The following is a 25,916-nucleotide window of genomic DNA, read 5'->3' as shown; positions in this document are numbered from 1 at the left end:
CTTTTGCTTGTAGCGGGGGATCAGACCGTGGCGGAGGGCTCGGCCGACTTGGTGGCCGCGCGAACCTCTGCGGGCACCACGGAGTTGGTCGAGGAATCCCAATCGGCGTTGACGTTCGAGGAGTCCACCTTCTGCTTGCTGGGCGCGCCACCACATGAAGCCGGACAAGCCGACCAGGACGATGAAGATCAGACCATCGCCCATCAGCTGGGAGTTGGTGACGCCCTTGACGATGTCGGACAGCCAGTAGGACAACGCGCCGACCAGAGCCGCGGCCGGCAGGGTGACCAGCCAGGCCACCGCCATGCGGCCGGCGACTGCCCAGCGCACCTCGGCACCGGGCTTGCCAACGCCGCTGCCGAGGATCGACCCGGTGGCGACGTGGGTGGTCGACAGTGCCATACCGGCGGCGCTTGAGCTCAGAATGATTGCGGCAGAAGAAGCTTCGGCGGCCAGGCCCTGAGGCGACTCGATCTCGACGAGGCCCTTGCCCAGCGTGCGGATGACACGCCAGCCGCCGATGTAGGTACCAAGCCCGATCGCCAGCGCGCAGCTGAGGATGACCCAGAACGGCAGGCCGTCCTTCTTCACGTCGCCGGTGAGATGCCCGGTGGTGATCAGGGCGAGTGCAATGACACCCATGGTCTTCTGCGCGTCGTTGGTTCCGTGCGAGAGCGCCACGAGAGAGGCGGTGGCGATCTGACCCCAGCGGAATCCTTCTTCACGGCGGCGGGCCAGCACCTTGCGGGTGATCCGGTACACCAGCCAGGTGCCGCACGCGGCCACGAGGCCGGCGATCACGGGCGCGGCAACGGCCGGCATCAGCACCTTCTGGGTGACGCCGGTCCAGTTGACGCCGCTGGTGCCCAGCGCGGCCAGGCCGGCGCCGATCAGGCCGCCGAACAGGGCATGCGAGGAGCTGGACGGAATGCCGAACAACCAGGTCAGCAGGTTCCACAGGATGCCGCCGATCAGGCCGGCGAAGATAATCGTCAACCCCGTTGACGCGTCGATCCCTGGCAGCAGATGGCCGGTCTTACTGTCCTGCACCTTAAGGACCGACGTCGTCACGGTGACAGCGACCTCGACCGAGAGGAACGCGCCAACCAAGTTGAGGATGCCGGCCAGCAGCACGGCAGTCTTGGGCTTCAGCGCGCCCGTGGCGATCGATGTCGCCATGGCATTGCCGGTGTCGTGGAATCCATTGGTGAAGTCGAAAGCCAGTGCGGTGGCGATCAGCAACACCAGGATGATCATCTCCGTGCTCATACATCAGATTGTGATGGTTGATGGGGCCCTTTGACCAGCGGCCAATAGTCCCCGAACTGCATATTTGCGAACGTCCCGCAGCTGTTCATCGACCGTTAACCTAACGGCCGTCCCTGGTTCGCGTCGGCCGGTCGATCTGAGGTACAGGGTAGAGGCGCGGCGAGTGTGCGCCGTTTAGGATTCGTAAATTCCACTGGGCGTCCAAACGCCCCCGCCAGGGAGATGCCGCGGTGACCAAATTTCTCACCAAGATCGTGGCCTGGATCAAAACCGGCTACCCGGACGGGGTTCCAGACCCCGACCAGGTGCCACTATTCGCCCTGCTCCGCAGGCGGCTCAGCGAGGACGAGGTGATCGTCGTCGCCCAGGGCCTACTCGAGCGCGGCGCGTTCGACCACGTGGATATCGGGGTATTGGTCACCGAGATCACCGATGCGTTGCCCACCCCCGAGGACATCGACCGGGTTCATGACAAGCTCGCCGCGTTCGGCTGGCCGCTGGATGATCCGCGAGACAGTGAGGACGTCGAATAACCACGCTGCGAGCTCTCGCCATCCCGTCCGGCCCGTCAGCGCAGTCTCTGATGGCCGCCATGGCTGGCGTGCTCGATGGACGCGACGCACCCCTGGTTCCCATCCCCGGCGGCGACTTGCGGGAAAGCGAGATGCTGACAACCTCGTTGCGCGTTGGTGAGGAGATCGACGACGACGTCGCCCTGGTGGTACCGACATCGGGCACCACCGGCACTCCCAAAGGGGCGATGCTCACGCCCGCGGCGCTGATCGCCAGCGCGGCGGCCACCCACGACCGCCTCGGCGGCCCGGGCACGTGGCTACTGGCCCTGCCGAGCCACCACATCGCCGGCATCCAGGTACTCGTGCGCAGCTTGCAAGCAGGCACGGTACCGGTAGAGCTGGATATCTCCGCCGGCTTCGATACCAGCGAATTGCCAATGGCCATAGCACAACTCGGGTCCGGCCGCCGCTACACCTCGCTGGTCGCCACTCAACTCGCCAAGGCCCTGCTCGACCCCGAGGCCGCCGCGGCACTGGCCGAACTCGACGCGGTTCTGTTGGGTGGTGGCCCCGCTCCCCGACCCGTGCTGGAGGGAGCGGCCGCCGCGGGGATCGCGGTGGTGCGCACCTACGGCTCCAGTGAGACAGCCGGCGGGTGCGTCTACGACGGTGTGCCGCTCGACGGCGTCACGATCCGGCTCGACGACAGCACCGAGGCGGGCGAGGGGCGCATCGTGATCGGCGGGCCGACGCTGGCGCTGGGCTACCGCAACCCGTCCGAGCCGGATCCGTTCGCCGAACCCGGCTGGTTTCACACCGACGATCTCGGCACCGTCGACGAGGCGGGCACGCTGAGGATGCTGGGCCGGGCGGACGAAGCGATCTCCACCGGCGGGCTGACGGTGATGCCCGCGCCGGTGGAAACGGTGCTGTCACGGCATCCCGCGATCGCCGACTGCGCGGTGTTCGGTCTCCAGGACGATCGGCTCGGCGAGCGAGTGGCCGCCGCAGTGGTCCTCGTCGGCGGTATGGCCGAACCGACACTCGCCGATATCCGGGAGTTTCTGACACAGTCCTTGGACCCGACGGCCACCCCCCGTGAGCTGCACATAGTCGATGAGCTGCCCCGCCGCGGCATCGGCAAACTGGACCGCCGTGCGCTGCGCGAGCGATTCGCTAATGGCGGTGACCTCCCCGGCGGCTCCGGCTGGTGAACAATGGTTGGCACACCCAACTAACGGGGACAGGAAGATTATGGAAGAGCTCAAGTTTCTCGACTTCCACGGCAACCGGGTGGCCTACCTGGACGAAGGCCACGGCGACGAAGTGATTCTGCTGCTACACGGCATGGCCGGCAGTTCGCAGACGTGGCGTTCGATCGTGCGCCCGCTGGCACGCAAGTACCGGGTGATCGCCCCCGACCTGCTCGGTCACGGCAGCTCGGCCAAACCGCGCAGCGACTACTCGCTGGGTGCGTTCGCGGTGTCGTTGCGGGATCTCCTCGACGAACTCGGGGTCACCCATGCCACTGTCGTGGGGCAGTCCCTGGGCGGCGGCATCGCGATGCAATTCGTCTACCAGCATCCCGACTACTGCCGGCGGCTGATTCTGATGAACAGCGGCGGGCTAGGCCCGGACGTCGGCTGGACGCTTCGGCTGCTGTCGGCGCCCGGCGCCGAGCTGATCATGCCGATCATCGCCCCTCCGCCGGTGGTCAGCGCCGGCGAGAAGGTGCGTTCCTTGTTCGGCAAGCTGGGCATCTCGTCGCCGCGTGGCGGGGAGATCTGGAATGCGTACAGTTCCTTCGCCGATGCCGAGACCCGGCAGGCGTTCATCCGCACACTGCGCTCGGTGGTCGACTATCGCGGACAGGCCGTCAGCGCATTGAATCGACTCAACGTCGCCAATGTGCCGGTCATGGTCATCTGGGGCGATCAGGACGCCATCATCCCGGTCGAACACGCCTACGCCGCCTACGAGGCGCGCCCCGATGTCCGGCTCGAAGTGCTCACCGGAGTCGGGCACTTCCCGCAGGTTGAGCGGCCCATCGAGGTGGTCGACCTGATCGACGATTTCATCAGCACCACCACCGGCGCCGATATCGAGCAGCCCGCCACTCAGGCGTGACCAGTCCCGCCGACCGCTTCGCGGCCGCCAAGGTCGCCAGACTGGCCACGGTTACTCCCGACGGCCCCCCGCACCTGGTGCCGATCGTGTTCGCGGTAGCGGAATCGACCGTGTACACCGCTGTGGACGGTAAGCCGAAAAGCAGCCAACGGCTGCGGCGCCTGGCCAATATCGAAGCCAACCCCGGGGTGAGCATCCTGGTCGACCACTACGACGACGACTGGTCGCAACTGTGGTGGGTGCGGGCTGACGGGATCGCGACGATCCATCACAGCGGTCCGGCGTGTGACCGCGGATACGAGCTGCTACACGCGAAATATCCTCAATACCAATATGTTGCGCTGGACGGCCCGGTGATCGCGGTGGAAGTCGGGCAGTGGTCGTCCTGGGGCGGCTGAACACACCGGACGCTGGAAGCTTGTAAGCGTCGGTCGCAGGGAGGCGATCGCGGCCACCGTCGGCGCCCTCGCCTACGGCCTGGCGCTGATCGCCATCCTCGCAGCGGCAGCGTTGATCTGTGCGGCGGCCGCACTGGTTCCCGCGGCGCTGGGCGCACTGGCGGTGGTGTGCGATTGCCTTCGCCGACCTGTCGATGTTGTCGAAGGCCGCAACCGAACGTATCTGGTTACCGTTCGAGGTGTGGCTCACCGCCGCCGGCGCTCTGCTGCCCATCCGGGCCCAGCGTTGGTGGCTGGCCCTGAACGTCATCGGCGCTCTGGCGCTCAACGACTTCATCTTGACCAACTGGTAACACCCGGTCACCGACCAGATAGAGCAGCGCGGAACCCCACACCACCCCGAGGGCGATCCAGAAACCCGCTTCATAGTTGCGGTCGAGCACACTGAGGTTGTCCAGGCGCACTCCAGGCTTGTCGTACACGGGAATGGCGAGCAGCACCAGGACTACCGTCATCAGCGCGGCCACCAGCACCGGCGTCCACCACCTGTGCGGAAGGATCCGCCGTGCGGCGAAACCGAGGGCGACGCACACCGGCGCGAACACCGCATCGTGCAGCAGCACCCCGATCAACGCCCAGACCACGATGCGGACGATGACCTGCGAGGAGTTGTCCGCCACCAGCACGACACCGTAGGCGCCCAGCGCCAGCCCCAGAGCAACCAGAAACACTCTGGTCGACGTCACGCCACCACCTCGATTCTGGACAACCATTTGGTCTGCAGCACACCGGGTCTCGTCGGCGCGACCAGCCTACCTGGGTAGCCGTGATCGCTATCCAGGGTTTGACCATTGAGTGTGAGTACGATCAGCATCTGCGAATCGCGAGCGTGGCGCGCCGGCAACACCGTCCAGGAGTACGGCCCCGGCGGCTCCAGTGAGATTATCTGCACGTCGGACTCGCGCGCACCGCCAACCTCCCCGAGCAGATCAGCCAGCACAACACCGGTCCAACCAGCGGTGACGCTCCAACCCTCGACACACGCAATGGGTAGCCGGTAGGTGGTTTGCCGCATTGCCGCGAGCTCGCCGAGCGTGAACGTCTTGAGGATCGAGCCGTCACGATGGCGGTGCTGGTGTTGATCCCGACCCTGGCCACACTGACCGGAGTGCTGGGCACCAGCGGCTTCATGATCACCAGCACGTTCGCGTCGACCGCCCTCGTGTTGGTCATCGTGGCGATCGTGACGCTGCCGGCAGCGGTGATGTTGGCGCGCCACCAAGCACGACGGACGGTATGGGAAAGGGAGATTCGGGAGTCTGAGCGGATGGCCGAAGAGTCCCGACGACAGCCGGTTGCGTTCGTCAGCCATAACCTTCGCACCCCCCTGGCGGGCATCCAGGCATTGTCCGAGGCCATCGTCGATGGGCTGGTCAGGGGTGACGAGATCCGAATACAAGCGAAACACATTGAGCACGAACCAATCCGACTCTCCGAAATGGTCGATGACCTGTTCGAGATGTCGAACATCGACGCGGGTGCCGTGCGTGCGCCATACGACAAGGTGACACTCGACGAGGTGATCTACCGCGCGTCTTAGACATCGCCTACGGCGGCTCGAATAGTCTTGTCCCGCGGGATGATTCATCGCTGCCAAGCGGTTCTGGCCTGAGGCTGGCGATCGCGGCCGGGCTGGTGCAGGCGCACCGCGGAACGCTGTCGGCTCTCAACACCGCCGCCGGGGCTCGATTCGAGGTACGGCTGCCGCTGGCCGAGTGGTCGGTCGGTAGCCTGGACACGTCGGCAGTCTTCGTCGGCGGAAGAGGGAGATCGACATGTCCGTAGCCCAGCGCGAACGCGCCGCCCTGATCACCGCCCTGCGCGAGGTCGGACCCGACGCACCGACGTTGTGCGAGGGCTGGGACGCCCGAGACCTCGCCGCACACTTGATGGTTCGCGAATATCGCGTCGACGCCGCGCCAGGCATCCTCATCCCCCGGTTCGCGCCCCACACCGCCCGCGTCCAAGACGAGGTGGCCGAACACACCGAATGGGACGACCTGGTGAACAAGGTGGCCGCAGGCCCGCCGCTGTATTCGCCGCTCAAACTCATCGACTCGGTAGCCAACGTCGCCGAGATGTTCATCCATCACGAGGACATTCGCCGCGCCCAGCCGGACTGGGAACCACGGACGCTGGACTCAGATCTGGTCGGCAGGCTGCGCCGCACCCTGTCGATGATGGCCCGGCTCACCCTGTCGAAGATGCCCGCCCGGGTACAGTTGCGCACCCCAGACGGCGAAACGGTGCTGATCGCCGGCCACGGACCGGCGGTAACGGTGACCGGTGCGCCTGAGGAGTTATTGCTGTTCTCGACCGGACGGCTGGCTCGCGTCGACTACACCGGTGATCCTGAGGCCGTGCAGGCGGTACAGAGTGCCCCGAAGGGTCTGTAGATCAGTCGCCGAGTGAGCTGCTCAGCCGCTCGGCCGCGGCGAGGTAATCCTCGATGAACTCCAGCACCACCTCACGGGCTGGCTTGACCTTGTTCATCAGGCCCACCCCCTGACCGACGAAGTATGTCGCCAGCGCCTGAGCTCCCGGATGGCCACCCTCGGCCAGCTTGTCGATTCGGCGCAGCACCGGCTCGGCGATCATGTTTTGCAACGGCAATGGCAACGGTTGGCGACCGCCCTCGTGCGGCGCCCAGGCGTCGGTCCAGTCCGAAACCAGTTGCCGGGACGGCTTTCCGGTACGCCCGGCCGAGCGGACCGTGTCTCGGGATGACGCCGCCAGGAACTTTTGCACGGTGTGCGGAGCGGTCTCGGCCTCCTCGGTGGTCAGCCACACCGAACCCGTCCACGCTCCCGCGGCACCGAGGGCCACCGAGGCGGCCATCTGCCGCCCGGTCACAATGCCGCCGGCCGCCAGCACAGGCACTTCCCGGATCGGTTTGATGGCCTCGATGACCTCGGGGATGAGCACCAGGGTGGTCACCTCACCGCAGTGGCCGCCGGCCTCGGTGCCTTGCGCGACGATGAGGTCCACGCCCGCGTTCACCTGTTTGATGGCGTGTTCCTTCGCGCCGACGAGTGCGGCAACCGGAATGCCGGTTTGCTTGCCGGCCTCGATCATGTAGTCCGGCGGTACGCCAAGTGCATTGGCCATCAACTTGATCGGATGATTCAATGCGACTTCGAGCAGACTGGCGCCGGTGTTCCCACTCAGCGATGACGCGGCTACCCGCGGCTGGTCGCTGATGTCGATGTCGTGTTCAGCCAGCAGTTCGTCGATGAAATTGCGGACGTCCTCAGGGATGCGTTCGGTGAGCTGATCGAACGACAGGTTCTCACCCTTGCCCTCGAACTTGGCGGGCACGATGATGTCGACGCCATAGGGCTTGCCCTTGACCTGTTCGTCGATCCAGCTCAGCTCCTGGTCGAGTTGATCCGGACGGAACGCGGTGCCGCCCAGCACGCCGAACCCGCCGGCGTTCGTCACCGCCGCGACGACATCGCGGCAGTGACTGAAGGCGAACAGGGGGAACTCGATGCCGAACTGGTCGCAGATCTCGGTCTTCACGATGCCCAGTATGCGCTCGGCACCCTCCCCAACCAACTAGCGGGTTGGGAAGAGTGCCGAGCATCCGTTTTGGTCAGGCGGTGGCCAGCGCCTGCGTTGTGAGAAGCGCCTGCGCGACGCCGGACACGATCGACGCGAGCCGGATGGCTTCGAAGATCACCGTCCGGGACACGTCGGCGTCGCGAAGCTCCTTCTCGTGTGCCGCCAGACACTGATCACATCCGTTGATCGCCGACACCGCCAGCGACCACAGCTCGAAATCCGCTTTGTCCACACCAGGATTGGCGATGATGTTCATCCGTAGCCCGGCCCGCAGATCGTCGTAGCGGCCGTCGAGCTGATGCTTGGTGCGGTAGAACACGTTGTTCATCCCCATGATGGCGGCGGCACCGAGCGCGGCGTGGTACGCCTCCTCGCTCAATACATCCAAGGCGTCCTCGGTGACCTCGCGCAGCAGCTGTTCGGACTTGCTCGCCGCGGCAGTGGCCACCAGAGCGCCCCACAACTGCTGTTCGGTCAGCTCGGTCGACCGGACAATGCTTCCGAGATTGAGCTTGAGATCCTTGGCGTACTCCGGCATTGCCTCTTTAACGGCGTCGATGCTCATGCTCAGACCGCCTCGGCCAGTAGCTCGCCGGCGTCGATCGTCGGGTCACCCTTCTTCCAGTTGCACGCGCACAGCTCGTCGGACTGCAGTGCGTCGAGCACGCGCAACACCTCATCGACGTTGCGGCCGACCGAGCCGGCGGTCACCGACACGAATTGAATCTCGTTGTTGGGGTCGACGATGAAGGTCGCGCGATCCGCGACGCCGTCGGCGTTGAGCACGCCGGTCGCCGAGCAGAGCTCGCGCTTGAGGTCCGCCACCATCGGGAACGGCAGCTTCTTGAGATCCTCGTGCTGCGCGCGCCATTGGAAGTGGACGAACTCGTTGTCCACCGACACCCCGAGAACCTGCGCGTCGCGGTCCTCGAACTCGTCGTTCAGCTTGCCGAAAGCCGCGATCTCGGTCGGGCACACAAACGTGAAGTCCTTGGGCCAGAAGAAGATAATGCGCCACTTACCAGGGCTGTCCGAGCTCGTCACCTGGATGAAGTAGTCGTCGGGCTGCTTGGCGTCAACCTTGGACAGGTCGCCGCCGACGACTGCCTTCAGGTCGTAGGCCGGGAACTGATCGCCGATTGTCAATAGCGCCATGATTGTCACCACTCCTCGAGGTCTAAACTGGAACAATTCCAGATTATGCCAGGAGGGGCGCAGGTAGGTAAGGCCCCCGCGCCCGAAGGTGACCATTGTCACCAGTTTCGCAGACCGCCCTCACGGACTTCAAATACCCACGCGGCACACGTATTTACCGATGTGGCTGGCGCGGGCGGAAAGCCACCTCGTGGTAGCCGACACATCCGATGGTGATCGGCACACTCGGCTCGCGCCGTATGGGGCGATCGGCTGCCCTGATCGCGCTAGCTCTCCGGCAGGTCAGGGGTCGGATCGGCCGCCTTCAATCTGACGCTGATCCGTCGGCATCCGTCCCCAAGGGCAATCGTCTGTCGCCTGCTCAGTTCATCGAGAAAATAGGTGCGCACCAACCGGGCATAGGTTTCCAACGATGCCGTGGTCAATCCGATGCCCTCAGTGGTGATAGTTGCCAGCACCCGTCGTCCGTCGTCACTGCTGGCATCGCGACGCACCAGCCGGCGCCCCTCGAGACGTTGGATCTGCTGGGTCAACGCACTGGGGGTGACCATCAGCAATTCGGCGAGCGCACCCATCTGGCTGGGGCCGTTGCTCTTCAGGTGCGCCAGCAGCTGAAGAGCCGCCAAACTCAGTTTGTGGTGTCGCAGCAGACCGCGATTCACAACGGCGCGCACCGCGGACACCTGTTCGAAATGCAACCACGCATTGGCTTCCAGCTCGTCGAAGCCGAGGCTGAGATACCGCTGATACGCAGACCGGCGACCGTCAGCCGCCTTGCGTTCCCACCCATTCCGCGACAGCGGATCCTCTGCCCATTGGGCAGAGGACCCGCTATCCGCATCGTCATGATGCATCGGAGGGTCTACTTGGTTGAGCTCCCGCTGCGGCCCGCGCCCGCGTTGGCCCGGGCGCTCTTGGCGCCGGTCGACTCCTTGGCGCCCGCTGGCCGCTTGGCATTGTTGGTCACCTTGGCACCCGACTTGCCGCTCGGCCGCGAGCTGTTACCGGCCGACGGCGACCCGGAGGTGATGCCGGTCGAGTCGGTGGCGTCGGCCTCGTCGGTGGCGACGGCACTGCTGGCAGCCTTCGCAGTCCGCGGCGCAGCAGGCGCTGCCGGAGGGGTGATCGCCGTGGCGATCGCCTTCGGAATAGTCACGAACAGCGTGTAGTAGATCCCTGCGTTGAAGCCGTTCTCGTCCGGCGGGGTCAGGAGTCCGGGCATGATCGAACCACCGGGCGGCGTGTAGCCGTTGATGAGCGCTCCCGTGATGGTCGCCGGGAGATTGATCAATGCCGTGACGGCAGTGCCGTAATCGCCGGCGCCGAACGAATCTACGATGACCTGGGCGCTGTCACCGCCCTGGTGAAGACATCCATTCAGGCTTCAATGGGGTTGGGCTGCGCGGCGAGCTCGACCGCGATGTTCGAAACGAGGGCGGGGGCGTTGACTCCCGACAATGGCAAAGCGACCAAACCGACTGGCTGAATCGGGGACAAGGCAATTGCACTGGCTCCTACCAGCGCTACCCCTGTCGCAACAGTGGAACGCACCACTGACTGAACCCGCCAGCTACAGGTGACGCGGCGGTAACAAGCGGGTGCAGCAAACTTCCGATGGCATTCGGCGGTGAACCCCGGGGGTCACCTCGGTCGGTGCGTGCGACGATTGCGAGCATGACGAGCATCGCGCAATGGATCGAAGGAGCCCGGCCCAGAACCCTGCCCAACGCGGTGGCGCCGGTGATCGCGGGCACGGGTGCGGCCGCCTGGCTGCACGGCGCCGTGTGGTGGAAGTCGCTGCTAGCACTTACCGTTTCACTCGCGCTGATCATCGGCGTCAACTTCGCCAACGACTATTCGGACGGCATTCGCGGCACCGATGACGAACGCGCCGGGCCGCTGCGGCTGGTCGGCTCCAAGCTGGCGACACCGCGCGCAGTGCTGACCGCCGCGATCGTCAGCCTCGGGGTGGGCGCCGTCGCGGGCCTGGCACTGGCCATCGTCAGCGCCCCGTGGCTGATCGCCGTCGGAGCGGCCTGTATCGCCGGGGCATGGCTGTACACCGGCGGCTCGCGGCCATACGGCTATGCCGGCTTCGGCGAGATCGCGGTGTTCGTGTTTTTCGGGCTCGTCGCGGTGCTGGGCACGCAGTACACCCAGGCGCTGCGGGTGGACTGGGTCGGCCTGACCATGGCCGTCGCGACGGGCGCGCTCTCCTCGGCGGTGCTCGTCGCCAACAACCTGCGCGATATCCCGACCGATCGGGTGGCGGGCAAGCTGACCCTGGCAGTGCGCCTCGGCGACGGCCGTACCCGGGTGTTCTACCAGTCGCTGCTGGCGCTGGCCGGGGTGCTGACGCTGGTGCTCATGCTGGCCACCCCGTGGTGCGCAGCCGGATTGGTCGCGACCCCACTGGCACTGCGGGCGGTCGGCCCGGTGCGCCGCGGCCTCGGCGGCCGTGACCTCATCCCGGTCCTGCGCGATACCGGCCTGACCATGCTGGTCTGGTCCGTCGCGGTCGCGCTGGCCTTAGGCCTCGGTTAGTCCGTTTTCTTGGGCCCGCCGCGCAGCCGGGCCTGCAGCTGCTCGCGCTCCCGCCGCCGGCGCTCGTCGACCAACGCGATGCTCGCCGTCGCGCGCTTACGCAGCGGAGCGAGGATCCAGATCCCCAGCGGCAACGCGATCACGATGGCAAACAACAGCGCCACGATGAGAGGGAACTCGCTGATGCCGATCAGCTTGGCGACGTAGTAGATCACCGCGGTCAATGCGACCACCACAGCGATCCGCGCGAACGTGTAAATGACGACGTCGCGCACCAAGCGGCCACCCGCGCCAGGGGTCTGGTTGTCCGAATTGTCCGACACGGCGACGAGCCTACCGACGCGCGTATATTCGGACAAAGGAGGTTTCCGTGCTGTACCTGCTTTTAGTCCTGATCATCGCCGCCGCTGTCTACGTCGGATTGCGTGCGATTCGCGCTCAGTCAAACCGGACGAAGACCAGAGTCGTGGGCCCCGACGACGATCCGGACTTCCTGTGGCGGCTCAGCAACGGAGACAACAACCCGCGCTAGCCGAATCGCTCGACCGCGTCGCCGGCCGGGAATCCGTCGGCGACCACCGCGGCCAATCCGACCAGAGCCTCCCGCGTCTTCGGCTTCAACCGATCGAGATCGATCTCAGCGCCCTCCTCCAGATGTGGATCGAACGGTACGACACACACCGCGCGGCAACGCCGGGAGAAGTGGTCGACCACCTTCTGCATATCGACCTTGCCGGTGCTCGGACGCACCCCGTTGATCACACATACCGAGCGCCGCACCCGATCCTCATGGCCGTGCGCATCCAGCCAGTCCAGGGTCGCCGACGCGCTGCGGGCACCGTCCACCGACCCCGAACTCACCACGATGAGGGTGTCGGCCTGTCTGAGCACCGACGCCATCGCCGAGTGTAGAAGCCCTGGCCCACAATCGGTGACCACCAGGCTGTAGAACCGCTCGAGCACCGCCACCGTGCGGTCATAGTCGTCGCCGCTGAACGCCTCCGACATCGTGGGGTCGTTCTCGGAGGCCAGCACCTCGAGCCGACTGGGCCCCTGTGAGGTGTAGCCGCGTACATCGCTGTAGCGCTCGAAGCCGTCGATGTCGCGCAACAGGTGCCGGACCGTGGCCGGCGTCTCCAGCGGCACCTTTTGGCTCAGCGTCCCGCTGTCGGGGCTGGCGTCCACCGCCACCACCCGGTCGCCCCGGATCGTCGCGAACGTGCCGCCCAGGGTCGCGGCGATCGTCGTCTTACCGACCCCGCCCTTCAGCGACAGCACCAGCGACCTTGTAGCACCCCGACAGCGGCCGGTTCACCTGTGCGGCGAGGGTGTTCCGACGGGTGGCGGCCGGCCCCTCACCGAGGTTGATCAGCTTGCCCGAGGACACGGACACTTCCCCCTGACAGATCGTTTCGGGTCGAGTGGTTTCTCGTGGTGTGCTGCCGACCCTAGCGCAAGGTCAGATCAGCCAACCCCAGCGTAGGAGTGCAGACCGGTCACGACCAGGTTGATGAAGAACAAGTTGAAGACCATCGCGACGAAGCCGACGACGTTGATCCAGGCCGCCTTCTTATCCCGCCAGCCTGCCGTCGAGCGGGCATGGAGATAGGCGGCGTACACCACCCACGCGATGAAGGCGACCGTCTCCTTGGGGTCCCAGCCCCAGTAGCGGCCCCACGCCTCCTCGGCCCAGATAGCGCCGAAGATCACACCGAAACCGAAGATCGGGAACGCGAAAATCGTGGTGCGGTAAGCGATCCGGTCGAGGGTCTGCGCGTCGGGCAACCGCTGCACGATCCGAGCGAGCGCACCCTCCCGATCCGGTGCGGCCAGCGGTGACATCTTCAGCAGGAACAAGATGCTGGCCACCCCGGCGACCAGAAACACACCGGAGCCCAGGCTGACCACCGACACGTGAATGGGCAGCCAATAAGACTGCAGCGCAGGCATCACCGGGGCCGCGTTGGAGTACAGCCATTTCCCAGAGACGGCCAGCAGGATCAGCACGGGCAGCAGCACGAACGCCCACAGCGCGCGGTACTGCGGCTTGCGCAGCACGATCGCGGCCGCGATCAGACCACAGAAGCTGGTCAGGTTGATGAACTCGTACATGTTGCCCCACGGCACGCGGGAGGTCGCCAGACCCCGCAACACGATGCAGGCGAACAACATCGCGATGCCGACGTAGACCAGCGCCAGGCCGGCCTTGCCGACGCGCTCGTCGGCCGACCGTCGCGGCTTGTCGACAACGACGCCGGGGCGGTCGCTATCGGCGGCCACTCCGGCGGCCACCAGCTCACGGGCCTCGACCTTGCGGCCGCGGCTATAGGCGAGTTCGACGGCCAGCAACAGCAGTGCGCCGACGAGAATGACGATCGACGACGTGAACGCCCAGTCCGAATAGCGGGCCAGCCCGATGTCGATGTGCTCAGCATTCATCCGCGATCCCGCTCCGCTTCTCGCTGGACCTTCATACGCCTGCGACCTTCTCCTGTGACGGCTCTGGGAGGTCCGCCAACATCCGTTCGGTGAGCTTCTCGAACTCGCCGCCCCACCCGGAGTTATCGGTGCGGGCCAGACCGCCCAGCTCGACATTGACCGTACCGGCCTGCCCCTCGGTCGGGTAAATCTTGGCCCATACCCGGCGCCGGCGCACGATCAGCGAAACCACCAGCCCGCCCATCATCGATAGGGCGAACATCAGCACCCACACCTGACCGGGATCGTGGGAGACCTGCAGGTTGACGAACGGGGTTGCACCGTCGAACCGCACGACGGTGCCGTCGTCCAGCCGTACCTCTTGGCCCTGTTTCAGGTTGGTGCGTTTGACCTTGGTGAGCCGCTTCTGTTCGATGAGCCGCGGATCGAGGCTGAACAGAGACTGGGGACGGCCGGTGTCCAGCCCGGTGTCACCGCGGTAGATGTCGATGGCCACCGCGGGATCGTTGGCCGCCGGGAAGCTCGACGACAACAGGGTGCCGTCGAGCTCGGCGGTGGGGGCGAACAAGCCCATGATCGCCAGCTGATGCTTGCGCCGCTCGGAGGGATCGGGATACATGCCGCCGGGCGGGTCGACGCGAATCACGCCCGAGGACAGCAGGGTGATCGGGTCGTCGGGCCGCCATTGCAGGGTCTGCGTGCGCTGCTGACCGTTGGGGAAGGTGACGGTGAACGTCGGGGCGTAGCCGTGGCCCTGCATGTACACGCGGTCGCCGCCGATCCGCAGCGGATGGTTGACCTCCAGGCGGTAGAGCCGCCAGGTGTCGGTCTTCAGATCGGAACCGGCCTGATACTCGATGTTCGAGGCGAACGACAGAGCCTGCCCGCTGGGCAGATAGTGGGCCTGAAAGTCATTGACCTTCAGACACATCGGATACAGCGATGTGCCGTCGACGCTGTTGCCGGCCCGGAAGGAATCGAAGGCAGCAGGTGATGCCGAGCAGAACCCGGGGCCACCGTTGGCGACGACGATGACATTGCCTTCGTAGCCGAAGAGCTTCCCGACCGCGATCGCCACGAGCAGGCCTAGCAGAGAGAAGTGGAAGACGATATTGCCGAACTCGCGCAGGTAGCCCTTCTCGGCGGCGATCTCGATGCCCTCGTCGCTCTGGCGGGTGACGCGTCGCCAGCCCTTGAGATGTTGGGAGATCTTGGCCGCGACGTGCTCCGGGGTCGACGAGACCTGGACGGTGGCGTACTTGGGCAGCCGGGACAGGTTGCGCGGGGCCGGCACCGGCACCGCGCGCAGGCTCTTGGCGTGCTCGACCATCCGCGGGGTCAGGCAGCCGACCAACGAGATGAACAACAGCACATAGATGGCGGTGAACCAGAAGCTGGAGAACACGTCGAAGAACTGCAGCCGGTCCAGCCACGGCCCGATGATGGTGTGCTCGGCGAGATATTCGTCGACTTTGGCGGCGTTGAGGCTGCGCTGGGGCACCAGGGCACCCGGTACCGCAGCCAGTGCCAGCAGGAACAACAGCACCAGCGCGGTGCCCATCGACGTCAGCGCCCGCCAGAGCGTGCGGATCAAGCGCAGGACGGATCTCAAATCGGGAGCCTCACGTCGGAGACGAAGGCATCGCGCACCCAGGAGATGAAGTCATTCCATGCGCCGGTCACCAGCGCCAGGCCGACGGCGATCAACAGCACACCGCCGACGATCTGAATGATCCGGGTGTGGCGGCGCAGCCAGCCGAATCCGTCGACCGCCCAGCCCGATCCCAGCGCCAACAGTATGAACGGGATGCCGAGACCCAAGCAGTAGGCGATGACCAGTGCCACGCCGCGCGCGACGCTGGCGCCGTCGGTGGCCGACGCGACGGTGATCACCCCGGTCAATGTCGGGCCGAGGCACGGCGTCCAGCCCAGCCCGAACACCGCGCCGAGCAGCGGAGCTCCCGCCACACCAGCCAGGCGCGTCGGCGCGAACCGAGCCTGGCGCTGCAGCGCCGGGATGAAACCGATGAACACCAACCCCATAACGATCGTCAGCACACCGCCGACCCGTTGCAACACAAGCTGATTGGTGATCAGCGCGGTCGTCATGCCCAGCACCGCCACGGTGCCGAGCACGAACACCACGGTGAATCCAGCGACGAACAGCAGCGCTGACCCGGCCACCCGCCAACGCTGCGCCTTGATCGCAACCCGGCCGGTGCGCGCGTCGAGATCGTCCACCCCGACGACCGCGGCGAGATACGACAGGTAGCCGGGCACCAGGGGCACTACGCAGGGCGACGCGAACGACACCAGTCCGGCCAGCACACAAATCCCCAGTGCCAGCAGCAGCGGACCCGCAGCCGCTGTCTGCGCGAAACCGGTCATGGTGCAGCCGGTTTCGGCTCGGCCGCCAACCGCTGCACCACCGGCAACAGGTCCTCGGCCAGCAGCTCACGCAGGAATACCGCGGCCACCCGGTGTTCCCGGTCGAGCACGACGGTCGACGGGATCACCGTCGCGGGGTACTTGCCGCCGAAGGCGATCATGGTGCGCATCGCCGGGTCGTAGATCGACGGAAACGTGACCTTGCGGTCGGTGACGAAGTCCTGGGGCGCAGTGATGTCGTTGTCCCGCACGTCGATCCCGAGGAGCGCCACCCCCAGGTTGCGGGTCTGGTCGTAGACCTTCTCCAGCTGGGTGATCTCGGAGCGGCAGGGCCCGCACCACTGTCCCCAAACATTGATCACCACGACCTGACCGTCGAAATCCTTCAGCGACACCGTCTTCGACGGGTCCATCAGTTCAGGACCGGATATCGGACCCGGCTTGCCGCGGCTGGCCGGCGGGTCGTAGAAGATATCGGTCTTACCGCCGGGAGCGACGAACTCGAATGTGCCACCCTGAGCGACGGCGTCGTCGCCGGTGGAGCAGCCGGCCAACACCGTCACCGCCACCAGGAGGACCACCAGCCGTTTCACCGCCCGGCTAGCTCCGTGTATCCCCAGCCGATGTAGTCATCCCCGTCGTAGTAGAACGAGGTCAGCGATGCCAGGTTGCACAGCCGACGGGTCGGAAAGTGGTGCAGTTTTGCACCGGTCATCGACCTGCGCAGGGTTTCGACGGGCAGCTGATGGCTGACGCAGACCGCCTCGTGGCCGGCCCCCATGACCCGCGCCCGCCCCAGTGCGCGCTGCATGCGCGCGGCGACCTCGCGGTACGGCTCACCCCACGAAGGGGTGCGGGGGTTACGCACGTGCCACCAGTTGCGGGGGTCGCGTAGCGCACCGTCCCCCGGCGAAACCCGCTCACCCTGAAAGACGTTCTCCGACTCGATGAGCTCGGCGTCGGTGTCGACGGCCAGGCCGTGATGAGCGGCGATCGGAGCGGCGGTCTCCTGAGCCCGCTCCAGCGGCGAGGCCACCACGTAGACGATGTCGCGGGCGGCCAGCCAGCTGGCGACCGCCTGGGCCTGGGCGCGGCCGCGCTCGGAGAGATGGAAATCCGGCAGGCGGCCGTAGAGAATGCCGTCCGGATTGTGCACCTCGCCGTGGCGCATCACGTGGACGATTGTGCGATCAGTCATGTCGTGGCTTTCGCTGCAGCTCGGGCCGCAGCCGGCAGGGCCTCGGCGATCCGGTTGAAGGCGTCATCGTCGAGTGCGGCTGAGACGAACCAGGTTTCGAAGGCACTTGGCGGTGCGTAGACGCCGGCGTCGAGCAGTGCGTGGAAGAATGCCGGGAACCGCCAGGTCTCACTGGCTTTCGCCTCGGCGAAGTTGGTGACCGGCTTATCGGTGAAGAACACCGATAAGAAGTTGCCTGCCCGCGGAACCTGATGGGCTACACCGACTTTGGTGAGCGCATCGGTCAACAGCCCCGCCAGTCGGTCGGCGTTGGCGTCCAGTGCGGCGTACACCGCATCGTCGGCGTTGCGCAGGGTGGCCAGTCCGGCCGCCACCGCCACCGGGTTGCCCGACAGGGTGCCGGCTTGATAGACCGGGCCCAGCGGAGCCAGGCGCTCCATCACATCGGTGCGGCCACCGAACGCCGCGGCGGGCAGGCCGCCGCTCATCACCTTGCCGAACGTGAACAGGTCGGCATCGACGGGATCGATTCCATACCAACCACTTCGGCTCATCCGGAAGCCGGTCATCACCTCGTCGACGATCAACAGCGCGCCGTGTTCGGCAGTGATGCGCCGCAGCGCGGCGTTGTATCCAGGTAGCGGCGGGACCGCGCCCATATTGCCCGGGCATGCCTCGGTGATCACCGCGGCAATGGTGCCACCGAACTTGGCGAAGGAGTCTTCAACGGCGGCGATATCGTTGTAGGGCAACACGATCGTGTCGGCAGCGGTGGCGCCGGTCACCCCCGGTGAGGACGGCAGCCCCAGGGTGGCGACGCCGGAGCCGGCGTCGGCCAGCAGTGCGTCGACGTGGCCGTGGTAGCAGCCGGAGAACTTGATGACCTTCGAGCGGCCGGTGAAACCGCGGGCCAACCGGACCGCGCTCATGGTGGCCTCGGTGCCGGAGTTGACCAGCCGCACCCGCTGCACCGGCTTGACCCGGGCGATGATCTCGGCAGCCAGCTCGGTCTCCCCTGGCGTGGGGGCGCCGAACGACAGGCCATTGACGGCGGCGCGCTGCACCGCCTCGACGACAGCCGGATGCGCGTGGCCCAGGATCATCGGGCCCCACGAGCACACCAGGTCGATGAAGCGGTTGTCGTCGGCGTCGATGAGCCAGTAGCCCTTGGCCGAGGTGATGTAGCGGGGCGTTCCGCCGACGGAGTTGAAGGCCCGGACCGGGGAGTTCACTCCGCCGGGGATGACTGCACAGGCGTCGGCGAACAGCCTGGCCGATGCCGCGGTAGAGGCGGCCTGATCCGTGCTGCTCATGGCCACCAGTGTCCCAGGCATCCAGGAATGCTCAACTACAGGGTGTAGGAGTTGGAGTGATCACAAAACCGGCCACAGGCGTACCTCGCCCGAGGTACCTCCTGTGTGCCCACCTCCGAGCGACAAATGGCTGGCGAGCGGACGGTACCTCCTCGAGATTGAACTCACGCCGAGAAGGTTCGAGTGCACCTCTGCGTGGTTTCAATCTCGGTAGAAGAGCCCAGTTCACACCGGGTCGAGTCGGAAGACCGGGTGGCCGGCGGGGTCGGGCAGCTTGGCGAAGTAGCCGTTGACGGTCCTGCCCGCCTTGACGCGGTAGGCCTCCAACACCGGCTCACGGTCGGCCACCGGCACTTCAGCGGCGGTAGACCGAACCGCACCCACCTTCGTGTCCAGGATCACCACCGGATTGGCCCGGACGTTCCTCACCCACTGCGATTCACCACGCGCGTGGACACCAGGTACTGGGAGTCGCCCACGTCGACGGTGATCACCGGCACTTTCTGTTGCTGTCCGCTGGTGCGAGCCGTCAACCAGCCACGCCTTCGATCTTGGCTCGGTCAACGGGTTCGTCCGCCGGGCCAATGGCACCGTGGAGGCGGTGTCGGGCATCTGCACCCACCAGGGCTGCAAGTCGTGGTTCGACCAGAGCGTCGACCGCCTGCGCTGCCCGTGCCACTCGACGTCGTTTTCCCCCGCCGGCATGGTCGTCACCCATGCTCTACCGATCGCGCCGAAGCCATTGCCGCACTTTGAGGTTCGCGAGAAAAACGGGGTTGTGGAAGTCCTGGCTCCTGAGTCAACGTGATTTCGGCGCGGGTGCGTAGACTGTAACCTGCTTGCATATCTAAAGGTATGTACAGCAACATAATTGGAGCAGCACTCATCAGTGTCGCGCACAGCGTGTCCTCGTCAGGAACCAGCTCGGCCCCCGACATCATCAGCCAATTGCAAAGCCCGGGCTACGAAGTTCAGCTCAACGGCCAGCTCAGCGGCGGACTGTCGCAATGCACCGTCACCGGAGTGCACCAGTCGATGCCCACCGCCTACGTAGATCCGGACTGCACCAGCAACGACTAGACCGGCACTGCCCGCAACACTTCGGGCAGGCTCGGCAGGAAGTGCTTGTTAGCGAAGGCCCTTATCTCGTCAGCAGTTTCGACCGGATCCGAGCTAGGCAGCAGGGTCACCATCATCGCGTAGCGCCAGATACTGTCGGCCAGCTCATGAACGGCCAGGGGTCCGATCAGCTCGGCGAAGCCGGGCGGGAAAATCACCTGCAACGCGGCCTCGATCCGGTGTACCGCGGCCGCGTAATGGCGGCGGGCCAACTCCAGCGTCAGTGCGGGCTCGTCGTGCACCATCCGGTTGAGAACCCGGTGCCTGCGACTGCACAGGATCGCCTGGGTGAAGGCCTCGACATAGTAATTCGACTGCGGTCGTTTGGTTTTGAGCTCTTCGGCGATATCGGCGAAGAGTTGGGCGTTCTCCCGGTCCACCACGGCGGACACCAGATCGTTCTTGTTGGCGAAGCGGCGATAGATCGTCGTCCGGCTCACCCCGGCGCGACGGGCGACGTCGTCAAGGGCGACCCGGCGGATGCCATGCTGATCGAACTCGACGAGCGCGGCGTCGAGGATCGCTTCGGTCGCTGGGTCAGGCATGCCCTGCCCGCGCGAAACCCGCTCGGGCATAGCCGTTGTAACGGACGTTCATCGGTAGACGATCCCACAGCCAGTTGACCGGACGCGAGCGCCACAAGGCCGCAAAGCGCTGGTAATTGCGCTCCTTGCGCTCACTCCAGGGCAGGCCGAGCAACTCCCGGGTGCGCGGCGGCATCCCGCCGGTGGTCAGGAACGCGGCAACAGGATTGAACACCGGAGCCACCAACCGCCACACCACCGGGTGGACGCCCTTGGGCCGCGGGAATCCCTTGGTGACGTAGCCGACGCCGTACTTGGCGGTGGAATGCGGCACGACCACCTCGTTGATCATCCGGTCCCAGTAGCGCTCAAACTCCGCGTAGTCAGCCGGCATCGGGCGATCGCTGACGCCGTAGCGGCGATACCAGGTCTTGGACTCCAGGTACATCTGCTCTTTCTCGTCGCGCGAGAGGCGCTTGACGAAGGTATCGGCGAAGTACAGCGCCTGGTCGAAGAAGGTGGCGTGTGCCCAGTAGTAGGTCTCGGGATCCAGCGCATGGTAGCGACTGCCATCGGGCATATCGCCCTTGATGTTGTGGTGGAAGTCGCGGACGCGGGCGCCGGTGTTGTCGCCTTCGGTGCCGTAGACGGTCATGAAGATCGGCGGCAGCGACCGCTTGACCCGGGCCGCGGTGTCGGCGAAGAACACCGAGTGGTCCAGCACGCCCTGCCCCAACTCGGCGAGCATGTTCTGCAGGACGGCCGGTCGCGGTCCGATGAGGAACATCCGGTTGTCACCGAAGTAACGCCATACCAGTGACTGCGGGCCCAGTGGCAGGGCGTCGGTGGCGGACTGGGGTTCGACAAGATCCGTCATGTGGGACAGTGTTACAGATTTTGGACTTTGTACCAGTCAGTTCGTGACCAGCGTCACCTGAAGCGCTTGAGGCGCAGGCTGTTGGTCACCACCAGCACCGAGGAGAACGCCATCGCGGCACCGGCGATCATCGGATTCAGCAGGCCCAGTGCGGCCAGCGGGATCGCCGCCGCGTTGTAGCCGAACGCCCAGAACAGGTTCTGCTTGACGATCCGCAGCGTGCGCGACGCCAGCCGCAGCGCGGTCGGGACGGTCCGCAGGTCACCGCGCACCAATGTGATGTCACCGGCCTCGATCGCGGCGTCGGTGCCGGTGCCCATCGCCATCCCGACATCGGCGGTGGCCAGCGCCACGGAGTCGTTCACCCCGTCGCCGACCATTGCGACCTTGCGGCCCTGTGCCTTTAGCCGATTGATCGCGTCGGCCTTTTCCGACGGCAGCACACCCGCGATGACGTTCTCGGCGGCGATGCCGACCTCGGCGGCCACCCGCGCGGCAACCGCCGGGTTGTCACCAGTGAGCAGCAACGGGGTGATGCCCATCCGCTTCAGCTCGGCGATGGCCTCGGCGCTGGTCGGCTTGACCGCGTCGACCAGCCGGATCACCCCGCGCCGCGCCCCGTCCCGTGTGACGGCCACGCTGGTGCGGCCGTCGTCGTCGGAGGCGCGGGCCACCTGGACCGTCGCCCCCTCCACGACGCCACTGACCCCAGTCCCGGGATCGTTGACGAAGTCGCTCACCGCGGGGATCGGTAGACCTCGGTCGCGGGCGGCGGCCACGATCGCGGCCGCCACCGGATGTTCGGAGGCGGACTCGACCGCAGCAGCCCAGGCCAACACGGTGTCCGCGTCGGCGCCGGGCTCGGTTTCGACGGCGGCCACCGTCATCGTGCCGGTGGTGACGGTGCCGGTCTTGTCCAGGACGACGGCGTCGATACCGGTGACGGTCTCGAGCACCTGCGGGTCCTTGATCAGCACGCCTAGCGCGGCACCGCGACCGGTGCCGACCAGGATCGCGGTCGGGGTCGCCAAGCCCAGCGCGCACGGGCAGGCGATGATCAGCACGGCCACCGCGGCGGTGAACGCCGCCGTGACAGGCCCGCCCGCGAGCAGCCAGACAACCAGCGTCAGCACCGCGATCACCAGCACCACCGGGACGAAAATCCCCGACACCCGGTCGGCCAACCGCTGGATCGAGGCCTTGCCGCTTTGAGCGTCCGTGACCATCTGAGCCATCCGGGACAACTGAGTATCAGCACCAACCCGGCTGGCGCGCACCAGGATTCGACCGTAGGTATTCACCGCACCGCCCAGCACCTCGGCACCGGCGCGCACGTCCACGGGCACGGACTCGCCCGTCATCGCCGAAGTGTCCAGCGCCGAGGCGCCGTCCACCACGATGCCGTCGGTGGCCACTCGCTCACCGGGCCGTACCACGATCACGTCGCCAACTCGTAACTCACCCAAGGGGATTCGCACCTCGGCGTCATCGCGCACCACCGTGGCATCCTTGGCGCCCAGCGATAACAGCGCGCGAAGCGCAGCCCCCGCCGACCGCTTGGCTTTGGCCTCAGCATACCGGCCGGCGAGCAGGAAGACCGTCACCGCCGCGGCGACCTCGAAGTACACGTGACCGTGGCCGTGGCCGGCCGCCCCGGTCAGCACCGCGTACAGCGACCACAGGTAGGCGGCCAGCGTGCCGATCGACACCAGCGTGTCCATCGTCGACGAGCCGTGTCGCGCGCTGTTCAGTGCGGCCTTGTGGAACGGATAACCGCCCCAGAAGACGATCGGCGTCGTCAGCGCGAGTACCAGCCACAGCCAACCGGGGAACTGCCACGGCATCACCATCGACAGGGCCACCACCGGCACCGCCAGCACTGCCGACCCGATCAGCCGGGGGCGCAGCTGCTCGGTCGGCACGTCGTGGTTCATGTGGTCATGACCGTGGCCGGAGTGGTCGACCACCGATGCCTGATACCCCGATGATTCGACCGCGTGGATCAGATCGTGCTCGGAGACCTGCGGCCCGTGTTCGACGTGGGCGCGCTCGACGGCGAAGTTCACCGTGGCATGCACACCGTCCAGGTCGTTGAGGCCGCGCTCGATACGCGCCGCGCAGGACGCGCAGCTCATGCCGCTCAACTGGAGGTCGGTCGTGGTCATACGCCCATCATACCCCTAGGGGGTATCAAGTCCGGGCCTACCGGCTCGCCACAACACCACCCGGAGTTCCTGCTCGGGCGGCTCCGGATTCTCGGATTCCGGCGGATTAGCAGTGGCGACGAAGCCCGCCACACCGGGCAGACCAGCATGGACCGCCAGCAAGCCGCCACCGCACCCAACTCTCCGGCATGAGGGGCCAAACAGCATGCGTAGGCAACTACTCCATCTTCTTCGCCGACCGCGCCCGCTTCGGTGGGACAATGCCAGCAACGGCGAAGAAAAGATGATCGCAATGACGCTGACGCACACCGAGCCGCGGTCGGCACCGACCGAAAACGTCGCCGTGCGGTGAGCAGATCTACTACGACGCCCCCGACTACCCCCACGCCTACGCGATGCGCGCCGACACCTTTCCCGGCGACGGCGAATTCGCCGGCAGCAACCCTGACCTGGCGTTCCGCCAGCTGATCATGGAAGCCGGCGCCGATATCGCAATCCTCGAACCGCTGGCACCCGGCACCCGGCTGGCCGAGGCGGCCCAGGCCTCGGCCATCGCGACCAATCTCTGGCTCGACGAACACTGGCTCGATAGCCACGACAATTGGCACCAGCGCTGGCGCGGATAGATCTCGGTGGCCACCGAAGATCCCGGCGGGGCGGCCCGCGAGATCGAGAAATGGGCTGGGCATCCCCACATGTCACAGATCCTGATCAAGGCCGAACCCCGGCCGTCCTGGGGCGACCCGATATACGACCCGGTCTGGGCGGCCGCCACCAAACACGACATCACCGTCAGCTGCCATCTGGGCCGCGGCAAGTACGAGACCCTGCGCATCGTGTTCGTCGAGCACGCGTTCAGCTGGATCCTGCCGCTGATGTGGCGGATGGACGCGATCTATGCGGCGCGCAAACCGTGGCTGGACATCAAACGCATACCGTCGGAGCACGTCAAAGACCACATCAAGTTCACCACCGGGCCGCTGGACTATGCCGAGGACAAGACCGAGTTACTGCGGGCCTTCGAGTGGATGGAGTGCGGTGTGAAGACCTACCAGCTACCTACATCGGTTCCGGCGCTGGAGGGTCAGACACGGGTGTTCTGACGGTCGCCGCGTCGCGGACCCGCCCGGCCCGCACCAGACCGGCGACGCCCAGCACCGCGAGCACGCCGGCCGCGGTGATCAAAGCCCACGTCAACATCATCAGCGGCGGATCGAAGGCGACCGATGTCGTCGACGGCTGACCGTCGGCGACCGGTGCCACGAAGACCACGCTGCGGATCTGCAGACCGGTGACCACCCCGCCGGCCAAGGCGAGCGCGGCCAGCACCAGCTGGACGATATGCCTCATGACGCGTTCGCCGTCTCGCCCTCGACCAGCTCGGTGAGCGCGGCCCGTAAGCCCCGGTGGTTGCGCGCCCACGCCTGCGCGGTGCGCTTCCCGGTGAGCTCGACACCGATCCCGGTGCGACCGCGGGGCACCCCGGACAATTCGCCCAGTGCCCGCGCCGTCTGCCACTTCTCCAGCAGCTCACGGGATTTCACGGAATGCTGCGCCGGGGGAAACACCCGCACGATGTGGCTCAACGGGGTCACCTCGGCACCCTCCCGCAAGCCGTCGCGGGTCAACTCAACACTGGTGTGGATCCGCGCGGCCTTAACCTGCAGGCCGACGAACCCCGTCACCAAGACCAGGAACATCAGCGGGACCCAGGGCTGGAAGCCGACTCCCCCCTTGAACTGGATGAGCAGCATCGCGATCGCCGCGATAGGCCCCGAGAGCAACCAGTACCAGCTGGCACCGTTTTCGAAGAACAGCCGTTCCGGCTGCTGCGGTAACTGATCCTCAAGCATCGGGCTCCGGCGAGTCTTCTGGCTGGTACCACTCCTGCGCCGACGGCCGGATGACCAAGACCGCGGCGACCGTCACCAGCACCAGGACGACCAGCCACACCAGACCCCTGGTCATCACCGAAAACAACGCCAGCAGCACGGCCAGAGCGATCGACAGCGCGACGGCGGCCCGCCGGAACCTCGTGTCGCCGCTGCGGGCCCGACCGGCCAGATAGCTCAACAGCGCCCCGCTGACGATCCACAGCACGCCGGCGCCGCGGAAGAAAACCGGTACCGGGCCGTGCGAAAACAGGGTCAGCAGTCCACCCAACAGCAGCAAGATCGCCGCCGACAACCAGCACCAAAACGCCATCGAGACGACGCGGGGCCTGGGTTGGGTTGCGGTCATGGTCGGGCCAGCCTAACGGT

The 25,916-nt window shown here is 66.2% G+C and carries 27 protein-coding genes and 7 pseudogenes; 12 read left to right on the top strand and 22 right to left on the bottom strand.

Annotated elements, in window-relative coordinates; translation table 11 throughout:
* Window positions 1–20 precede the first annotated feature (20 nt).
* Window positions 21–1,269 (bottom strand): annotated as a pseudogene (locus G6N13_RS11515) (anion permease).
* 230 nt (window positions 1,270–1,499) lie between these two features.
* Between G6N13_RS11515 and G6N13_RS11510 the strand changes: the two are divergent.
* From G6N13_RS11510 to G6N13_RS25070, 5 genes and pseudogenes are all read left to right on the top strand, one after another.
* Entirely contained in the window at window positions 1,500–1,802 is a 303-nt protein-coding gene (locus tag G6N13_RS11510) for a DUF3349 domain-containing protein (RefSeq protein ID WP_163697140.1), read from the top strand.
* Window positions 1,803–1,870: 68 nt separating this feature from the next.
* On the top strand, window positions 1,871–2,998 hold the full coding sequence (gene menE / locus G6N13_RS11505; RefSeq protein ID WP_407663924.1) for an o-succinylbenzoate--CoA ligase: 1,128 nt from the start codon (window positions 1,871–1,873) through the stop codon (window positions 2,996–2,998).
* 40 nt (window positions 2,999–3,038) lie between these two features.
* On the top strand, window positions 3,039–3,911 hold the full coding sequence (locus G6N13_RS11500; protein ID WP_163697138.1) for an alpha/beta fold hydrolase: 873 nt from the start codon (window positions 3,039–3,041) through the stop codon (window positions 3,909–3,911).
* Window positions 3,908–4,309: a TIGR03668 family PPOX class F420-dependent oxidoreductase gene (locus G6N13_RS11495; RefSeq protein ID WP_163697136.1), complete on the top strand. Its 402-nt coding sequence runs from the start codon at window positions 3,908–3,910 to the stop codon at window positions 4,307–4,309. The genes G6N13_RS11500 and G6N13_RS11495 overlap by 4 nt, the downstream gene beginning before the upstream one ends.
* 170 nt (window positions 4,310–4,479) lie before the next feature.
* Window positions 4,480–4,662 (top strand): annotated as a pseudogene (locus G6N13_RS25070) (hypothetical protein); the annotation flags it as partial.
* Window positions 4,663–5,051: 389 nt separating this feature from the next.
* On the opposite strand, the pseudogene G6N13_RS11480 reads toward G6N13_RS25070, so the two are convergent.
* Window positions 5,052–5,411, bottom strand: a pseudogene (locus tag G6N13_RS11480) (molybdopterin-dependent oxidoreductase); the annotation flags it as partial.
* 12 nt (window positions 5,412–5,423) lie between these two features.
* On the opposite strand from G6N13_RS11480, the pseudogene G6N13_RS11475 reads away from it, so the two are divergent.
* Both G6N13_RS11475 and G6N13_RS11470 read left to right on the top strand, forming a co-directional pair.
* Window positions 5,424–6,154, top strand: a pseudogene (locus G6N13_RS11475) (sensor histidine kinase); the annotation flags it as partial.
* Window positions 6,145–6,765: a TIGR03085 family metal-binding protein gene (locus G6N13_RS11470; RefSeq protein ID WP_163697132.1), complete on the top strand. Its 621-nt coding sequence runs from the start codon at window positions 6,145–6,147 to the stop codon at window positions 6,763–6,765. The pseudogene G6N13_RS11475 and the gene G6N13_RS11470, both read left to right, overlap by 10 nt.
* Window position 6,766: 1 nt before the next feature.
* Here the strand turns inward: G6N13_RS11470 and G6N13_RS11465 are convergent, their stop codons facing one another.
* The 5 genes from G6N13_RS11465 to G6N13_RS11445 all read right to left on the bottom strand — a co-directional run bounded on the left by G6N13_RS11465 (window position 6,767) and on the right by G6N13_RS11445 (window position 10,379).
* Complete coding sequence (locus tag G6N13_RS11465; protein ID WP_163697130.1) at window positions 6,767–7,891, bottom strand: NAD(P)H-dependent flavin oxidoreductase; 1,125 nt, start codon at window positions 7,889–7,891, stop codon at window positions 6,767–6,769.
* Between the two features lie 73 nt (window positions 7,892–7,964).
* Entirely contained in the window at window positions 7,965–8,498 is a 534-nt protein-coding gene (gene ahpD, locus G6N13_RS11460) for an alkyl hydroperoxide reductase AhpD (RefSeq protein WP_163697128.1), read from the bottom strand.
* Window positions 8,499–8,500: 2 nt separating this feature from the next.
* Window positions 8,501–9,088 (bottom strand): peroxiredoxin, encoded by a 588-nt coding sequence (locus tag G6N13_RS11455; RefSeq protein WP_163702009.1) that lies wholly within the window; start codon window positions 9,086–9,088, stop codon window positions 8,501–8,503.
* A gap of 266 nt (window positions 9,089–9,354) precedes the next feature.
* A complete protein-coding gene (locus G6N13_RS11450; protein WP_163697126.1) occupies window positions 9,355–9,942 on the bottom strand; it encodes a MarR family winged helix-turn-helix transcriptional regulator in 588 nt (195 codons plus the stop codon).
* Between the two features lie 8 nt (window positions 9,943–9,950).
* Window positions 9,951–10,379 (bottom strand): hypothetical protein, encoded by a 429-nt coding sequence (locus tag G6N13_RS11445; RefSeq protein ID WP_163697124.1) that lies wholly within the window; start codon window positions 10,377–10,379, stop codon window positions 9,951–9,953.
* Between the two features lie 383 nt (window positions 10,380–10,762).
* Between G6N13_RS11445 and G6N13_RS11440 the strand changes: the two genes are divergently transcribed.
* Window positions 10,763–11,632: a 1,4-dihydroxy-2-naphthoate polyprenyltransferase gene (locus tag G6N13_RS11440; RefSeq protein ID WP_163697122.1), complete on the top strand. Its 870-nt coding sequence runs from the start codon at window positions 10,763–10,765 to the stop codon at window positions 11,630–11,632.
* Here G6N13_RS11440 and G6N13_RS11435 read toward each other — a convergent pair.
* Window positions 11,629–11,955 (bottom strand): DUF4229 domain-containing protein, encoded by a 327-nt coding sequence (locus tag G6N13_RS11435; protein ID WP_163697120.1) that lies wholly within the window; start codon window positions 11,953–11,955, stop codon window positions 11,629–11,631. The genes G6N13_RS11440 and G6N13_RS11435 overlap by 4 nt on opposite strands.
* A gap of 47 nt (window positions 11,956–12,002) precedes the next feature.
* On the opposite strand from G6N13_RS11435, the gene G6N13_RS24110 reads away from it, so the two are divergent.
* Window positions 12,003–12,164, top strand: a complete 162-nt coding sequence (locus tag G6N13_RS24110; RefSeq protein WP_170310447.1) for a hypothetical protein — start codon at window positions 12,003–12,005, stop codon at window positions 12,162–12,164.
* On the opposite strand, the pseudogene G6N13_RS11430 reads toward G6N13_RS24110, so the two are convergent.
* The 8 genes and pseudogenes from G6N13_RS11430 to G6N13_RS11395 all read right to left on the bottom strand — a co-directional run.
* Window positions 12,161–13,013 (bottom strand): annotated as a pseudogene (locus tag G6N13_RS11430) (MinD/ParA family ATP-binding protein); the annotation flags it as partial. The gene G6N13_RS24110 and the pseudogene G6N13_RS11430 sit on opposite strands and share 4 nt — an antisense overlap.
* An 83-nt stretch (window positions 13,014–13,096) precedes the next feature.
* Window positions 13,097–14,071 (bottom strand): c-type cytochrome biogenesis protein CcsB, encoded by a 975-nt coding sequence (gene ccsB / locus G6N13_RS11425; protein WP_163697118.1) that lies wholly within the window; start codon window positions 14,069–14,071, stop codon window positions 13,097–13,099.
* A 31-nt stretch (window positions 14,072–14,102) separates the two neighbouring features.
* Window positions 14,103–15,632, bottom strand: a complete 1,530-nt coding sequence (resB, locus tag G6N13_RS11420) for a cytochrome c biogenesis protein ResB (RefSeq protein ID WP_163702007.1) — start codon at window positions 15,630–15,632, stop codon at window positions 14,103–14,105.
* A gap of 47 nt (window positions 15,633–15,679) precedes the next feature.
* Window positions 15,680–16,459, bottom strand: coding sequence for a cytochrome c biogenesis CcdA family protein (locus G6N13_RS11415; RefSeq protein WP_163697115.1), 780 nt, complete (start codon window positions 16,457–16,459; stop codon window positions 15,680–15,682).
* On the bottom strand, window positions 16,456–17,052 hold the full coding sequence (locus G6N13_RS11410; RefSeq protein ID WP_163697113.1) for a TlpA disulfide reductase family protein: 597 nt from the start codon (window positions 17,050–17,052) through the stop codon (window positions 16,456–16,458). The genes G6N13_RS11415 and G6N13_RS11410 overlap by 4 nt, the downstream gene beginning before the upstream one ends.
* Complete coding sequence (locus G6N13_RS11405) at window positions 17,049–17,657, bottom strand: histidine phosphatase family protein (protein WP_163697111.1); 609 nt, start codon at window positions 17,655–17,657, stop codon at window positions 17,049–17,051. Before G6N13_RS11405 ends, G6N13_RS11410 begins: the two co-directional genes overlap by 4 nt.
* A complete protein-coding gene (gene hemL, locus G6N13_RS11400; protein WP_163697109.1) occupies window positions 17,654–18,970 on the bottom strand; it encodes a glutamate-1-semialdehyde 2,1-aminomutase in 1,317 nt (438 codons plus the stop codon). The genes G6N13_RS11405 and hemL overlap by 4 nt, the downstream gene beginning before the upstream one ends.
* A 225-nt stretch (window positions 18,971–19,195) precedes the next feature.
* On the bottom strand, window positions 19,196–19,399 hold the full coding sequence (locus G6N13_RS11395; protein ID WP_235678002.1) for a hypothetical protein: 204 nt from the start codon (window positions 19,397–19,399) through the stop codon (window positions 19,196–19,198).
* 109 nt (window positions 19,400–19,508) lie between these two features.
* On the opposite strand from G6N13_RS11395, the pseudogene G6N13_RS11390 reads away from it, so the two are divergent.
* Window positions 19,509–19,778: pseudogene (locus G6N13_RS11390) on the top strand (QcrA and Rieske domain-containing protein); the annotation flags it as partial.
* A 95-nt stretch (window positions 19,779–19,873) separates the two neighbouring features.
* The gene (locus G6N13_RS11385; protein ID WP_163697107.1) at window positions 19,874–20,050 is read left to right on the top strand and encodes a hypothetical protein; all 177 of its coding nucleotides are present in this window, start codon (window positions 19,874–19,876) and stop codon (window positions 20,048–20,050) included.
* Here the strand turns inward: G6N13_RS11385 and G6N13_RS11380 are convergent.
* From G6N13_RS11380 to G6N13_RS11370, 3 genes are read right to left on the bottom strand one after another with little or no spacing between them, the layout of a single operon-like run.
* Window positions 20,047–20,634: a TetR/AcrR family transcriptional regulator gene (locus tag G6N13_RS11380; protein ID WP_163697105.1), complete on the bottom strand. Its 588-nt coding sequence runs from the start codon at window positions 20,632–20,634 to the stop codon at window positions 20,047–20,049. The two genes, G6N13_RS11385 and G6N13_RS11380, sit on opposite strands and share 4 nt — an antisense overlap.
* Window positions 20,627–21,490: an oxygenase MpaB family protein gene (locus G6N13_RS11375; protein ID WP_163697103.1), complete on the bottom strand. Its 864-nt coding sequence runs from the start codon at window positions 21,488–21,490 to the stop codon at window positions 20,627–20,629. The genes G6N13_RS11380 and G6N13_RS11375 overlap by 8 nt, the downstream gene beginning before the upstream one ends.
* Window positions 21,491–21,543: 53 nt before the next feature.
* Window positions 21,544–23,655 (bottom strand): heavy metal translocating P-type ATPase, encoded by a 2,112-nt coding sequence (locus tag G6N13_RS11370; protein ID WP_163697100.1) that lies wholly within the window; start codon window positions 23,653–23,655, stop codon window positions 21,544–21,546.
* Between the two features lie 347 nt (window positions 23,656–24,002).
* On the opposite strand from G6N13_RS11370, the pseudogene G6N13_RS11365 reads away from it, so the two are divergent.
* A pseudogene (locus tag G6N13_RS11365) lies at window positions 24,003–24,758 on the top strand (amidohydrolase family protein); the annotation flags it as partial.
* On the opposite strand, the gene G6N13_RS11360 reads toward G6N13_RS11365, so the two are convergent.
* Genes G6N13_RS11360 through G6N13_RS11350 form a run of 3 tightly spaced genes read right to left on the bottom strand, consistent with a single transcriptional unit; the run spans window position 24,715 to window position 25,896 of the window.
* Window positions 24,715–25,005 (bottom strand): hypothetical protein, encoded by a 291-nt coding sequence (locus tag G6N13_RS11360; protein ID WP_163697097.1) that lies wholly within the window; start codon window positions 25,003–25,005, stop codon window positions 24,715–24,717. The pseudogene G6N13_RS11365 and the gene G6N13_RS11360 sit on opposite strands and share 44 nt — an antisense overlap.
* Window positions 25,002–25,508 carry a transport-regulating membrane protein Mce1N gene (locus tag G6N13_RS11355; protein ID WP_163697095.1) on the bottom strand — a complete coding sequence of 169 codons (507 nt, stop codon included), beginning with the start codon at window positions 25,506–25,508 and terminating at the stop codon, window positions 25,002–25,004. The genes G6N13_RS11360 and G6N13_RS11355 overlap by 4 nt, the downstream gene beginning before the upstream one ends.
* Window positions 25,501–25,896: a hypothetical protein gene (locus tag G6N13_RS11350; protein ID WP_163697092.1), complete on the bottom strand. Its 396-nt coding sequence runs from the start codon at window positions 25,894–25,896 to the stop codon at window positions 25,501–25,503. The genes G6N13_RS11355 and G6N13_RS11350 overlap by 8 nt, the downstream gene beginning before the upstream one ends.
* Window positions 25,897–25,916 lie beyond the last annotated feature (20 nt).

It is taken from the genome of Mycolicibacterium sarraceniae (genome assembly GCF_010731875.1).
GTDB classification, from domain to species: domain Bacteria; phylum Actinomycetota; class Actinomycetes; order Mycobacteriales; family Mycobacteriaceae; genus Mycobacterium; species Mycobacterium sarraceniae.
This window is presented reverse-complemented; position numbering and strand designations above follow the sequence as displayed.

Bases quoted from the DNA above. Each gene is read 5' to 3' on its own strand.
- G6N13_RS11440 (WP_163697122.1), top strand. From the start codon at position 10,763: ATGACGAGCATCGCGCAATGGATCGAAGGAGCCCGGCCCAGAACCCTG.
- G6N13_RS11470 (WP_163697132.1), top strand. From the start codon at position 6,145: ATGTCCGTAGCCCAGCGCGAACGCGCCGCCCTGATCACCGCCCTGCGC.
- G6N13_RS11415 (WP_163697115.1), bottom strand. From the start codon at position 16,459: ATGACCGGTTTCGCGCAGACAGCGGCTGCGGGTCCGCTGCTGCTGGCA.
- G6N13_RS11375 (WP_163697103.1), bottom strand. From the start codon at position 21,490: ATGACGGATCTTGTCGAACCCCAGTCCGCCACCGACGCCCTGCCACTG.
- G6N13_RS11500 (WP_163697138.1), top strand. From the start codon at position 3,039: ATGGAAGAGCTCAAGTTTCTCGACTTCCACGGCAACCGGGTGGCCTAC.
- ccsB (WP_163697118.1), bottom strand. From the start codon at position 14,071: ATGAATGCTGAGCACATCGACATCGGGCTGGCCCGCTATTCGGACTGG.
- G6N13_RS11405 (WP_163697111.1), bottom strand. From the start codon at position 17,657: ATGACTGATCGCACAATCGTCCACGTGATGCGCCACGGCGAGGTGCAC.
- ahpD (WP_163697128.1), bottom strand. From the start codon at position 8,498: ATGAGCATCGACGCCGTTAAAGAGGCAATGCCGGAGTACGCCAAGGAT.
- resB (WP_163702007.1), bottom strand. From the start codon at position 15,632: ATGGGCACCGCGCTGGTGCTGTTGTTCCTGCTGGCACTGGCTGCGGTA.
- G6N13_RS11355 (WP_163697095.1), bottom strand. From the start codon at position 25,508: ATGCTTGAGGATCAGTTACCGCAGCAGCCGGAACGGCTGTTCTTCGAA.
- G6N13_RS11455 (WP_163702009.1), bottom strand. From the start codon at position 9,088: ATGGCGCTATTGACAATCGGCGATCAGTTCCCGGCCTACGACCTGAAG.
- G6N13_RS11360 (WP_163697097.1), bottom strand. From the start codon at position 25,005: ATGAGGCATATCGTCCAGCTGGTGCTGGCCGCGCTCGCCTTGGCCGGC.
- G6N13_RS11450 (WP_163697126.1), bottom strand. From the start codon at position 9,942: ATGCATCATGACGATGCGGATAGCGGGTCCTCTGCCCAATGGGCAGAG.
- G6N13_RS11370 (WP_163697100.1), bottom strand. From the start codon at position 23,655: ATGACCACGACCGACCTCCAGTTGAGCGGCATGAGCTGCGCGTCCTGC.
- G6N13_RS11380 (WP_163697105.1), bottom strand. From the start codon at position 20,634: ATGCCTGACCCAGCGACCGAAGCGATCCTCGACGCCGCGCTCGTCGAG.
- G6N13_RS11350 (WP_163697092.1), bottom strand. From the start codon at position 25,896: ATGACCGCAACCCAACCCAGGCCCCGCGTCGTCTCGATGGCGTTTTGG.
- hemL (WP_163697109.1), bottom strand. From the start codon at position 18,970: ATGAGCAGCACGGATCAGGCCGCCTCTACCGCGGCATCGGCCAGGCTG.